Consider the following 11,152-nt stretch of genomic DNA (forward strand, 5'->3'; position numbering starts at 1 on the left):
CGGCGCGGGCGGACAGGTGAACGAGGTGACAGTTTAGTTCAGCCGCGGCCGCCGGCGGTCCACCGCTCACCGCGCGGCGCGGACGCCGAGCCGCTCGGCGGCGAGCCGGCCCGACAGCACGACCGTCGGCACGCCCACGCCCGGCACGGTTCCGGATCCCGCGAGCACGACGTTGGGGTGGCGCGGATCCAGGTTCCGTCGCCGGAAGGGTCCGGTCTGCCGGAAGACGTGTGCCCCGGAGAACGGGCTGCCCGCAAGCATGCCCCTGGCCTGCCAAGTGGCCGGGGTGTCGATGTGGTCGATGCGGAACTCGTCGGCGACGGCGCCGTATCCACGCCGGCCGAGGACGGTGAGGAGCTCTGCCGCGTAGGGGTCGGCCAGGGCGGACCAGTCGTACGGGGCGCTGTCCAGATTGGGGCAGGGCGCGAGCACCGACAGCGGCTCGTGCGACACGCCGTCGCGGAGGAACCTCTGACCCGGGTCGCTCAGCGCCGGCCGGGTGATCAGCAGCGAGGGGTCGCTCATCAGCCGGCCGCGGCCCCGGCCCGCGCTGATCTCGGCGAACGTCTCCTCCCACGACGCACCGAAGTCGATGGTGTGGTGGTGCGTGGCGGGCCACTGCGCGGCGACGGCGGACGGCACGCTTCCGTGCAGCACCACGGCCGACGGCGACGCGAGCACGCGTCGTCGCCGGCGTGGGGGCAGCAGCGTGTCCACGACGGGAAGATCCGGGCTCAGCACCACGGCGTCGCACGGGACGCGTTCGCCCGAGGCGGTGCGGACGGCGGTGGCCGTCCGGCCGTCGAAGTCGAGGCCCGCGACCTCGGTGCCGAGGCGCAGGTCGCCGCCGGCGGCGACGATCGCGTCGGCCATGGCGCGGGCCAGCACCCGCATGCCGCCCTCCACCGCGTACACACCGAGGGAGGTGTCCATGTGGGCGATGGCGCCGTATACCGCCAAGGCCCGCGCGGGCGCGACGCCCGCGTACAGCGCCTGGAAGGTGAACACCCGGCGCAGCCGCGGGTCGGTGATCCGGCGGTTCACCTGCGCGCCGAGCCGGCCGAACCCGCCCAAGCGGAGCAACGTCGCCAGGTCGCGCGCCGCCGCGGGGGAGGCGACCAGGTCGAGGGGGGAGTCGAAGTTCGCGGCCATGAACCGGTCGAATTCGGCGTCGAAGATCTCGGCGAGCCAGGAGCGCAGCCGCAGGTAGCGCTGCGCTTCCTCGGCGCCGCACACCCGGGTGACCTCGGCGACCATCGCGTCCGGATCGGTGTGCACGTCCAGGGTCGTGCCGTCGGCGAACCGGGCGTGGTACGCGGGGGCGAGCCGTTGCAGCCGCACCGCCGGGGTGACGGACTCGAAGTCCGCGCCGACCGCCGCCAGGGCGTCCGCGATGAGCTCCGGCATGGTGAGCACCGTGGCCCCGTTGTCGATCTCGTATCCGGGCCCGGCGTGCACACCCACCCGCCCGCCGACGGTCGCCTCGCGCTCGAGGACGGTCACCTTGCGGCCCGCACCGAGCAGGTACAGCGCGGTCGAGAGCCCGGCCAGTCCGGCCCCGACGACGACGACCCGCTCCGCGCCGGTCACGGTGCGCATCAGGCGGCCCGCCGCGTCGCGTGGAGCGCCGCCGCCCGCAGGCGGGCTTTGCCTTCGTCCGTCGCGCCCGAGGCGTCGAGGGTCGCCAGCGCGGTGTCGGTGAGCGCGGCGATGCGGCGTTCCACCCGCTCCACGGCCCCGAGCTCGGTGATGACCGTCCGCAGCCTCTCCACGTCCGCGTCGGACAGGTCCGAGCCGATACTCTCGCGCAGCAACCGCGCGGCGCCGGGGTCACGGGCGTCGGCGGATTCCAGGGCCAGCGCATACAGCACCGTCCGCTTGCCCGAGCGCAGGTCGTCGCCGGACGGCTTGCCGGTGACCTCCGGATCCCCGAACACCCCGAGCAGATCGTCACGAAGCTGGAAGGCGAGCCCGATGTCGGTGCCGAATTCCCGGTAGGCGGTGATCAGCGCGTCGTCGGCCCCGGCGAGGGCGGCGCCGAGGTGCAGCGGCCGTTCGATCGTGTACGCGGCGGTCTTGTACCGGTTGACCCGCATCGCCGCGGGGACGGACTCGTCGGCCGACACCTCTCCGGCAATGTCGAGGAACTGCCCGCCGAGGACCTCCGTGCGCATCGCCGACCACACCGGTGCGATCCGCGCGGTCGCGGCCGGCTCCAGTCCCGCCTCCCGGACCATGTCGTCGGCCCAGGCCAGAGCGAGATCGCCGAGGAGGATGGCCACGGCGGCACCGAACTGCTCGGGCCGGCCGCGCCAGCCCGACGCGCGGTGCCGGTCGGCGAACTCGACGTGCACGGTCGGGAAGCCGCGCCGGGTGGTGGACGCGTCGATGATGTCGTCGTGCACCAGGGCGCAGGCCTGCACCAGTTCGAGTGCGGAGCAGACCCGCAGCACCGCGGGCGCGTCGAGCCCCGACGGGTCGCCGCCGGCCCCGAGCCAGCCGTTCCACGCGAACGCCGGGCGTACCCGCTTGCCGCCTCGCAGCACGAACGATTCGAGTGCCGTGACGGCCTCGGGGTAGCCGCCGCCGATCGGCTCCACGAGTTCGATCCGGGAGACGAAGAAGTCGCGCAGGGCGCCCTCGACGAGATCGGGGAACAAGGCGGCGGGCACGGGTTCGGATCCGGTGAACAGGGCGTCCTCCTGGTCGTGTGTGGACGGGCCCGTCGGGCGACGGTGGGTGCGGCCCCGGATCGAGCCCGAAAGGCGCCGGGCACACCCGAGCCCACCCTATCCGGCGGTCGAGGGGCTTGCCCCGGTTCGGCCCGCTCCGACGTGCCCCTATGCTGGTCGGGTGACTTTCGATTCCGACAGCGGGCCGGACGGCGGCGGAGAATCCCGTACGTCGTCGGTGGTGGACCGACTCCGTGCGCCCCGAGGCGCACGGATCCCGTTCTCGGTGGAGTTCTCCCCGCCGCGCGACGCCGACGCGGAGGCGCGCCTGTGGCGCGCCGTGCGCGAGTTCGAGCGCCTCGGCCCGGCCTTCGTGTCGATGACGTACGGAGCGGGCGGTTCCACCCGCGACCGCACCGTCCGGGTCACCGGTCAGCTGGCGCAGGAAACCACGCTCCTGCCGGTGGCGCACCTGACCGCCGTCGGGCACAGCATCGACGAACTGCGCGCCATGGTCGGCGCATACGCCGATCGCGGCATCACCAACATCCTGGCGTTGCGCGGCGACCCGCCGGGCAACCCGCTGGGCGAATGGACCAGGCATCCGGAGGGCCTCGAGTACGCCGAGGAACTCGTTCGGCTGGTCCGCGACCTCGGTGACTTCCACGTCGGGGTGGCGTCGTTCCCCGAGGGGCACCACCGCTCCCCGGACCTCGAGCACGACACGCGGTACCTGGTCCACAAGCTGCGCGCCGGCGCCGAGTACTCGATCACCCAGATGTTCTTCGACGTCGAGGACTATCTGCGGCTGCGGGACCGGGTCGTGGCCTACGACCCGGAGCAGGGCGCCAAGCCGATCATTCCGGAGATCATGCCGATCACGTCGCTGCGTACCGCGCGGCGCAGCCTCGAACTCTCCGGGTCGAGGCTGCCGGCCGCGCTCGAGGAGCGCCTCGTCCGGGCCGCCGGGAACGGCCCGGAGGAGGATCGCGCCGCCGTGCGCGAGGTGGGCATCGACGTCGCCACCGAGATGGCCGAGCGGCTCATCGCCGAGGGTGCGCCCTGCCTGCACTTCATCACCCTGAATTTCGCCCGGGCCACCCGCGAGGTGCTGGCCCGCCTGGGCATCGCGGTGCCGACGGCGGTCTGATCGAGCGGTCAGGGCAGCGGCCTGTCCTTCCAGCCGAGCCGGCCGGCGCGGCGCGCGCGGAGCGAGTCGATCGTCAGCGCCGCGAACCCACACACCGCGAACGGGTGGGTGAGTGCGGCCGCCACGTCGGACGGGCCGGGCTCACCGCCGCGTTCGGTCGCACGGGCCAGGGTCCGGGAGACGACAGCCGCGGCGGTGCCGACCACCCCCCAGCCGCGGACCGGTCCGCGGCCGAGGAGAGCCGCCGCGGGAGGCAGCACGTAGGTCGCCGCCGCGGCGACGAGCACCGCAGCGGATCCGGCGGGCGGGCCGAACGCCGACCACAGCCAGCGCGTGTACCCGGCCCGCAGCGGCGCAGCGCCCTCGTACATCCGGCAGGACGCGACGTCGCCGGCCGCAGCCACCATCGTGCGCCGGCCGGCCCGGCGCAGTGCCCGGGCGAGGTCGAGGTCCTCGGTGGGACTGGACGCGACCGCGACGTGCCCGCCGACAGCGGCATACGCCGGCGCGTCGAACACCAGGAATTGGCCGCACGAGACCGCGGTCGACGGCCGGCGCGAGCGGTGGGACACCGCGACCGGCAGCGTCGCGAACCAGGACCAGAACAGCAGCGGCTGCACGAGCTGTTCGGCGGCGGAGCCGGCCCGCTGGAAGGGCCACGGGGTGAGCAGGTCGGCCCGCCGGTCCCGCAGCAGCGTCACCGCTGCCGCCACCGCGCCCGGCTCCAACCGCACGTCCGCGTCGATGAAGACGACCACGCCGGACGGATCGGTGGCCGCGTACGCGCGGGCGCACGCCGCGGCCTTGCCCGTCCAGCCGGGCGGCGGCGGCGCGGTCGAGCGGATCACCGTGACGTGGGGATCGTCCCCGGCCGCCAGCCGGGCCGCCTCGGCGGTGCCGTCGGCCGAGTCGTCGTCGAAGATCACCACCCGTAGCCGGCGCAGACCCCGCTGGGCCCGCAGATCCGCGACGAGATCCGGCAGGCGCCGGGCCTCATTGCGGGCCGGAACGATCACGGTCACCGCTTCCTCGACCACACCACCCGGGACGAGCCGGGGCAGGGTGAGACGATTGACGACGGCGACGGCAGCTCCCAGCGTCGCGGCGGCCGCCCCGGCGCGGACGACCCCGACCAGCGCCCGCATCGCCCTAGGACGCCGTCGCGTCGCCGCGTGTGCGCTGCCGCGGGGGAGCGGGGTTGCGGTTCATCCAGGCGAGGACCCCGATGATCGCGGCGACGCCTGTCGTGACGCCGGCGACGATACCCGCCCAGCCGGCGAATCCCCGGGTGTTCGGATCGGCGTAGCGGACCTCGGCGCGCAACGTGCTCACCTCACCGGCCGGCAGCTTCCACGTGACGATCGAGTCGGATTCACGGGTGCCGTTGGTCGTGGCCACCCGCGCCGGGAACGCGATCGTGATCTGGACGTCGGTGCCCTGCACGGGCACCGACTCGAGATCGACCTTGCCGTTGACGCTCACCAGGTCTCCGGCGCGCTGCAGCGCGAGCTGGAAGGTGCCCGAGGTCTGGTCGGACATCGACCCGAGCTGTTGGACGTCGCCGAAGCTCAGATCGCTGAAGAACACCTGGCTGCCGACGTACCCGTCCTGGTCGTACTCCTGCACGCGGACTCGGTCGGCGAGCGAGTCCGGGGCCACCAGCTGCGGTCCCTTGTCGTTCTCGTCGGCGGGAATGGTCGCGGCGACGATCTGGCCGGAGACGCGGTCGTCGGCCGAGACCCCCATCGTCGCCTGCACCCGCAGGCAGCCGGCGAGCACGGGGACGAGCAGGAGCAGGAGCGCCGCCGAGAGGGTCCGTCGGCGGGAGCGGGGCGAGGTGGGCAGGCGCACAGCGCCATCGTGCCAGGAGCGCGGGGACGTGTCAGACGCGAGCCCCTGCCCCGGCGCGTCGCCGCAGCGACCACAGCAGCGGGACGCCGAGCACGCTCATGACCGCGAAGCCATAGACGGCCGAGTACCGCAGCTCCGGGGCGCTCAGGAGCACGCCGTGGGCGAGCGCAGACCCGAGCCACGTCCACAGGAACAGCACCAGCGGCACGGTGTCGTTGCCCGGGTGTACCCGGCCGATCCGGTCGAGCAGGTCCAGCCCAACCGCCATCAGCGTGGCGACGAGGACCCAGCCGAGATAATTGGTGAGCGGGATCTGCTCGATGCCCGGCAGGCCGCCGCCGTTGCACCAGCTCCACTGTCCGTCGGACACCATCTGCGGATCGAGGTACAGGTCCCAGCCGACCATCCCCACCGTGGTGAGCGCGATACGGGTCACCCGCTCGCGGTTCCCGCCCGGCCACGGCATCCCGCCGCGGGCGAGCAGCGAGGCCACGTACCAGACCGGGTACATCCCCGCGGTCCAGGCGAGCGGCACCACGAGGGGCACGTCGAACAGGGCGGGACCCAGCCGGTCGGTGGCGTACGCGTAGCAGCCGTACGGGTATCCGGTGGCGGTCCCCACGACCTCGGAGGCGAAGCCGACACCCGCCGTGATCACGAAGAACCCGGCGGTCCAGGCGAGGCCGCGCCGCGCCGCAGCGTGCGCGAGCCCGGCGGCCGCGAGGAGGGTGACCACCGCGACGGTGACGACGTCGCGGGCCTGGCCGGTGGTCAGCGGATAGGCGATCTGCGCGGCGATCGCGCCGCCGGCGAGAACGGCGGGCAGGCGATTCATCGCCGCCACCGCCCCAGCACCCGGCGCAGGGGGCCACCCCCGGCGTCGGCGAGCGCGCGCTGCGCGGCGTTGCGCCCGCTCGCGCCAGAGACCCCGCCCCCGGGATGGGTGGACGCGCCGGTCAGATAGAGCCCCTCGGCACCCGGCACCCGGTGCCCGGACAGCTCCGGCAGCGGCCGCCACATGAACATCTGGTCCAGCGACATCTCCACATGCATGACGTTGCCGCCGATCAGGCCCAGTTCGCGTTCGATCTCGTGCGGGGTCTGGATGTGCCGGTGCCGGACGGGACCGGCGAAGCCGGGGGCGAAGCGCTCCATCTCGGCGACGATCCGATCCGCCTCCGACTCGGCCAGTGCGGGCCACCGCCGGCCACCGGAGAGCCGGTACGGGTGCCACTGCGACCACAGGGTCACCTGGTGTTCGCCGGGCGGTGCGATCGACGGATCGAGCGCCGTGAAACTCATGGCCAGCACGGCCGGCCGCGGCGGTAGTTCCCCCGCCAGTGCCGCGCCGTGCGCGAGCCGGAGCCGGGCGCGGTCCTCGACGAGCAGTTGCAGGCCCCGCACGGCGTCGGACTCGTCGGCGGGACCGCTGGGGTACCGCGGCAGCGCGTCGGTCGCCAGGCGCAGCACCATGCCGATGCCGGGGCCGACGCGGATCCGGCGCCGCCATGCGTTCAGGCGGGCGCGGTCGAATCCGCCGCGTTCGAGCAGATCGAACGTGGTCAGCACGTGGCAGCCGGCGATCACGGTGCGCGCGGTGACGGTGCGTCCCGAGTCGGTACGTACCGCCCAGCCGTCCCCGGCCCGGCGGATCTCGGCGGCGGCGTCGCCGAGGGTGACGACGCCGCCGTCGACCGCGAGGCGGGCGGCCAGGGCCCGGGTCAGCGCGCCGCTTCCGCCGACGGCGCGGCCGGGCGGCAGCGCGTGCATCAGCGCGGCGAAGCCGACCATCGGGGCGGTGCCGGGTTCGGACATCGGGGGGCCGGACTGGGCACCGAACCAGGCGAGGGCGGCCTTGAGCGGCTCGTCGTCGAAGTACTCGTCGAGCAGGGCGTCGCCGGTGGTGAGGAACTGCCGGGAGAGGTCGCTGCCGCCACTGCCGGCGTCGAGGCCCCAGAAGGACGACAGCAGGTGCCGGCCGGTCGGCGGCACCGAGAACGAGCGCATCACCCGGGCGCTGCGCGGACCCCACACCGTCACGAAGCGGCGGTAGGCGTCGGCCTCGCGCGCTCCGCATGCGGCCTCGACGGATCGGCAGGTGCGGTCGAGATCACGATGGAAGACGATGCCCGGACGGTCGCTGCCCACGGGGGCGGGCGCGAACGCCCACGGGTCGCAGTCGACGTAGCGCAGGCCGTGGGCGGCGAGCTCGAGTTCCTCGACGATGCCGGTGTGCCGGATCATGACGTGGGCCGACGAGCCGCGGTCGACGGCGTGGCCCGGGAAGCGTTCCACGGTCGACACGGCGCCGCCGAGCACGGTGTCCCTCTCAAGCACCTCCACCGACCAGCCGGCACGGGCCAGATAGCACGCGCTCACCAGGGCGTTGTGCCCGGAACCCACGACGACGGCATCGATCACCCCGCCCACGCTACGGACCTTCGAGCGGAAGGTCCCGTCCCAGGACGGCGAAGGGGCGGGCGTCCCCGGTGAACCGGAACTGCCGGACGACGTCGCGGAACCCGAATCGCCGGTACAGCCGCCAGGCCCGGTTGTCCTCGCCGGCGATCTCGGGAGTGGACAGCAGGACCGTGCGCTCGGGGCGGTCGCTCAGCAACCGGCGCAGGAGCGCCTCCCCGATGCGGTGACCCTGGGCGTCCGGCCGCACGTGCAGTTCGGTCAGCTCGAAGTAGTCGCCGAGGACGGCGTCGATCGTCTCCGGGGGGTAGCCGGCGTGGCGCATCCCGGTCCGCACCTGCTGATTCCACCACTGGTGCGGCGACCCGCGATAGCCGTAGGCGATCGCGACGAGCCTCGATGGTTCGTCCGGCAGTGCCGCCGCGACGGCTTTCCATCCCGGCCGGGCGGAGTGCTCGGACCACATGGGCGCGCGGTGGTACTCGGTGCCGCGCGGGTATCGCATGGCGGCCACGTAGATGGGCAGCACCTCGGGCAGTCGCGCGCGGAACTCGGCAGCGGACAGATCGACGAGGATCGGCGCCGCGCCCCGCGGGGTCGCATCCGTACTCATGACGGGGACTGGACCGCCTTCCCTTGACGACGTGTCGGTAGGTGCAGCTATATTGAATACGTCGAACGGATGTTCGATACCGGGGATCCGGCGATGTTCGAGGGAAGCGAACATCGCCGGATCGCCGGGGCCGTGACCCGGCCGGTGCCCCGGCGGGGTGCAGGAGGTGTTCGGAGTGATGGTCACGTCACGAACCGCACAGTCGGGTGCGACCGGCCCGCGGGCCGTCGGCCGATCGGACTGCGCCGCCCGCCCGGTGTCGTCGCGCGCCGCGACATTGCTCGACCGTGCCGACGAGCTGCTCTCGGCGGCCGCCGGCACTCCGGAACCGTCCGAGCGATTCCACCTGGCCTATCTCGCCGCCCTGCGCGGTGCCGGCGCCGTGCTCGCGGGCGCCGAGTTGCGGGCGGTGCGGCCGGCGCGGCGTCCCCGCACCCGCAACGCCTGGGTGCTCATGGCCCGCGCGGAGCCGGAGTTCGCCGCCTGGGCGGACTTCTTCGCCGATCGTTCGGACACCCGCGCGGCGATCGAGGCGGGGGTCACGCGTTCCGTGCCCGCCGACGAGGCGAGCCGCTTCTACGACGAGGTGGGCCGCTTTCTCCACGAGGTGGAGGACTACCTGACGGGCGCGGACGACCCGTCGGCGTCCGGGAATTCGAGGTCGGGGGACGACCGGCGCAGCGCATGATCGGTGCAGGGGGCAGCCCGGGTCGTTCGACGGCCCGGGCCAGGGTCGTCGGTCCGTCATACGCAGGACCTTCGGAACCGTGATCGAACTCGAATCCCCAGTTGGTGGTCCCCGCCGGGATGTACTCGTATTATTGAGCCAGGCGGCCGTCAAAGTCGGCCCCCCGTCGATCTGGACCGCAGATCCGGCGGCCACCGTTTTAGTGCCGGGGGAGGTACCGTGCCACTCTCCGAGCACGAGCAGCGCATGCTCGAACAGATCGAGAGCGCGCTCTATGCTGAGGATCCCAAGTTCGCCTCTACCGTCCGGGGAAGCCGGATGGGGATGGCGTCCAGTCGGCGTCGGCTCCAGGCCGGCGCGTTGTTCGCACTGGGTTTGGCGTTGTTGATCGCGGGCGTCGCCCTCCCGGTGAAGCCGGGTGGGTTCCCGATCATCAGTCTCGTCGGATTCATCGTCATGTTCGGCGCGGGGGTCCTGCTCCTCCTCGGAGGCAAGCGCGGTCCAGGCGTCGGTGACGGTCCCCGCGGGGCAAGCCGCGGTGCCGGGGATGGTAGGTCCCGCGGCGGCCGCAAGTCCGGTGGAGGGTTCAGCAAGAGGATGGAGGACCGCTTCCGCCGGCGTTTCGAGCAGGAGTAGCGCGACAGTACTTCCACGCGAGTTCTCACGAACGGCGCGTCCCGCCACGGGACGCGCCGTTCGTCGTTCCCGGACGAGCGGCGGCCGCGGCGCCGGGTGCCCCGCCGTCCCCCACGTTCGTACCCCACTTCCGCCCACTCCGGCTCCCGGGACCGGCGCGCAGCGGAGGCGACGGAGCCGACCAGCGTGTTTCCCGCGTCCGGGTTCGCTGTCCCGCGCCCGCGTCTCGGTCCGCGCGTCGCGACGCTGCCCGCGCCGTGCGTCGTCGCCCACTCCGCCCCACCCGCCGTGAACTGCGCACAGTCGAAAAACGGCGCCGCGCGCGGGCGCGTAAGCGGTTGAACGTGGGGGAAAGTGGGGTAGTGTGGGTCGCGGCGGAGGGGTTCCTCCGTCGGGTAGTAGGCAGGGTCCGGCCGGGGCGTGGCGGGGGGTGTCGAGTGTTCCTCGGTACCCACACACCCAAGCTGGACGACAAGGGGCGGCTCACGCTGCCCGCGAAGTACCGAGACGAACTGGCGGGAGGGTTGATGATCACGAAGGGTCAGGACCACAGCCTTTCCGTCTTTCCGCGCGACGAGTTCGCCGCCCTGGCCGAGCGCGCCGCCGCGGCCTCGCGGAGCAATCCGCAGGCCCGGGCGTTCCTCCGGAGCCTGGCGGCGGGAACCGACGAGCAGCGTCCCGATGCGCAGGGCCGGATCACCCTGTCCGCCGCCCACCGCAAGTACGCGGGGCTCACGAAGGACTGCGTCGTGATCGGTGCCGTCAAACACCTGGAGATCTGGGACGCGGCGGCGTGGGAGCAATACCTCGCCGAGCACGAGGAAGAGTTTTCGGAAGCGAGAGACGAGGCCCTGCACGACATTCTGTGACCGGAACCGCAGCAGCGACCGCAGTGCCACCGCGGCGAGTGCCGCGAGGCCTCTGCCCGACAGCGACCCTGACACACTTCCCCAGTGCCAGGTTCGTGAAACGGAACCCTGACGTACTTCCCCAACGCCAGGTTTCCAGTTCGGACAGAGACCTCGATGCATTCGCCGCGGTCGTATCCGGAGGCGTGACTGCGAACCCCCGACCGAAGCCACGATCCGATCGCCCACGAACCGAGCAGGACAACCGGAGGAAGA

11 protein-coding genes are annotated in these 11,152 nt (G+C 73.0%); 4 read left to right on the top strand and 7 right to left on the bottom strand.

All coding sequences use genetic code 11. From position 1 onward, the window contains the following. Positions 1 to 66 precede the first annotated feature (66 nt). Together crtI and AIIKEEIJ_RS11935 are read right to left on the bottom strand one after the other, a co-directional pair. Positions 67 to 1,599: a phytoene desaturase family protein gene (gene crtI / locus AIIKEEIJ_RS11930; RefSeq protein WP_161995728.1), complete on the bottom strand. Its 1,533-nt coding sequence runs from the start codon at positions 1,597 to 1,599 to the stop codon at positions 67 to 69. Further along, entirely contained in the window at positions 1,599 to 2,672 is a 1,074-nt protein-coding gene (locus AIIKEEIJ_RS11935; RefSeq protein ID WP_029544199.1) for a polyprenyl synthetase family protein, read from the bottom strand. The genes crtI and AIIKEEIJ_RS11935 overlap by 1 nt, the downstream gene beginning before the upstream one ends. Positions 2,673 to 2,853: 181 nt before the next feature. Here AIIKEEIJ_RS11935 and metF point away from each other — a divergent pair, with 181 nt between their 5' ends. Next, positions 2,854 to 3,822 carry a methylenetetrahydrofolate reductase [NAD(P)H] gene (gene metF / locus AIIKEEIJ_RS11940; protein ID WP_443217102.1) on the top strand — a complete coding sequence of 323 codons (969 nt, stop codon included), beginning with the start codon at positions 2,854 to 2,856 and terminating at the stop codon, positions 3,820 to 3,822. Between the two features lie 8 nt (positions 3,823 to 3,830). Here the strand turns inward: metF and AIIKEEIJ_RS11945 are convergent, their stop codons facing one another. Genes AIIKEEIJ_RS11945 through AIIKEEIJ_RS11965 form a run of 5 tightly spaced genes read right to left on the bottom strand, consistent with a single transcriptional unit; the run spans position 3,831 to position 8,704 of the window. Then, positions 3,831 to 4,967: a glycosyltransferase gene (locus tag AIIKEEIJ_RS11945; RefSeq protein WP_161995729.1), complete on the bottom strand. Its 1,137-nt coding sequence runs from the start codon at positions 4,965 to 4,967 to the stop codon at positions 3,831 to 3,833. Between the two features lie 4 nt (positions 4,968 to 4,971). Beyond that, positions 4,972 to 5,673 (bottom strand): LppM family (lipo)protein, encoded by a 702-nt coding sequence (locus AIIKEEIJ_RS11950; RefSeq protein WP_006933384.1) that lies wholly within the window; start codon positions 5,671 to 5,673, stop codon positions 4,972 to 4,974. A 31-nt stretch (positions 5,674 to 5,704) separates the two neighbouring features. Beyond that, positions 5,705 to 6,508, bottom strand: a complete 804-nt coding sequence (locus AIIKEEIJ_RS11955; protein ID WP_161995730.1) for a carotenoid biosynthesis protein — start codon at positions 6,506 to 6,508, stop codon at positions 5,705 to 5,707. Further along, positions 6,505 to 8,094, bottom strand: a complete 1,590-nt coding sequence (locus AIIKEEIJ_RS11960; protein WP_161995731.1) for an FAD-dependent oxidoreductase — start codon at positions 8,092 to 8,094, stop codon at positions 6,505 to 6,507. Before AIIKEEIJ_RS11960 ends, AIIKEEIJ_RS11955 begins: the two co-directional genes overlap by 4 nt. A gap of 10 nt (positions 8,095 to 8,104) precedes the next feature. Then, positions 8,105 to 8,704 carry a GNAT family N-acetyltransferase gene (locus AIIKEEIJ_RS11965; protein WP_029544191.1) on the bottom strand — a complete coding sequence of 200 codons (600 nt, stop codon included), beginning with the start codon at positions 8,702 to 8,704 and terminating at the stop codon, positions 8,105 to 8,107. Positions 8,705 to 8,882: 178 nt separating this feature from the next. On the opposite strand from AIIKEEIJ_RS11965, the gene AIIKEEIJ_RS11970 reads away from it, so the two are divergent. From AIIKEEIJ_RS11970 to mraZ, 3 genes are all read left to right on the top strand, one after another. Beyond that, the gene (locus AIIKEEIJ_RS11970; RefSeq protein WP_029544189.1) at positions 8,883 to 9,392 is read left to right on the top strand and encodes an SAV_6107 family HEPN domain-containing protein; all 510 of its coding nucleotides are present in this window, start codon (positions 8,883 to 8,885) and stop codon (positions 9,390 to 9,392) included. Positions 9,393 to 9,611: 219 nt separating this feature from the next. Then, complete coding sequence (locus AIIKEEIJ_RS11975) at positions 9,612 to 10,028, top strand: DUF3040 domain-containing protein (protein ID WP_006933389.1); 417 nt, start codon at positions 9,612 to 9,614, stop codon at positions 10,026 to 10,028. Between the two features lie 437 nt (positions 10,029 to 10,465). Further along, the gene (mraZ, locus tag AIIKEEIJ_RS11980; protein ID WP_010594381.1) at positions 10,466 to 10,897 is read left to right on the top strand and encodes a division/cell wall cluster transcriptional repressor MraZ; all 432 of its coding nucleotides are present in this window, start codon (positions 10,466 to 10,468) and stop codon (positions 10,895 to 10,897) included. Positions 10,898 to 11,152: the final 255 nt, after the last annotated feature.

Source organism: Rhodococcus sp. YH1 (assembly GCF_009939605.1).
Lineage (GTDB): Bacteria > Actinomycetota > Actinomycetes > Mycobacteriales > Mycobacteriaceae > Rhodococcus > Rhodococcus aetherivorans.

Coding starts and splice junctions, on each gene's coding strand:
- crtI (WP_161995728.1), bottom strand. CDS start 1,599: ATGCGCACCGTGACCGGCGCGGAGCGGGTCGTCGTCGTCGGGGCCGGA.
- AIIKEEIJ_RS11945 (WP_161995729.1), bottom strand. CDS start 4,967: ATGCGGGCGCTGGTCGGGGTCGTCCGCGCCGGGGCGGCCGCCGCGACG.
- AIIKEEIJ_RS11955 (WP_161995730.1), bottom strand. CDS start 6,508: ATGAATCGCCTGCCCGCCGTTCTCGCCGGCGGCGCGATCGCCGCGCAG.
- AIIKEEIJ_RS11965 (WP_029544191.1), bottom strand. CDS start 8,704: ATGAGTACGGATGCGACCCCGCGGGGCGCGGCGCCGATCCTCGTCGAT.
- AIIKEEIJ_RS11970 (WP_029544189.1), top strand. CDS start 8,883: ATGGTCACGTCACGAACCGCACAGTCGGGTGCGACCGGCCCGCGGGCC.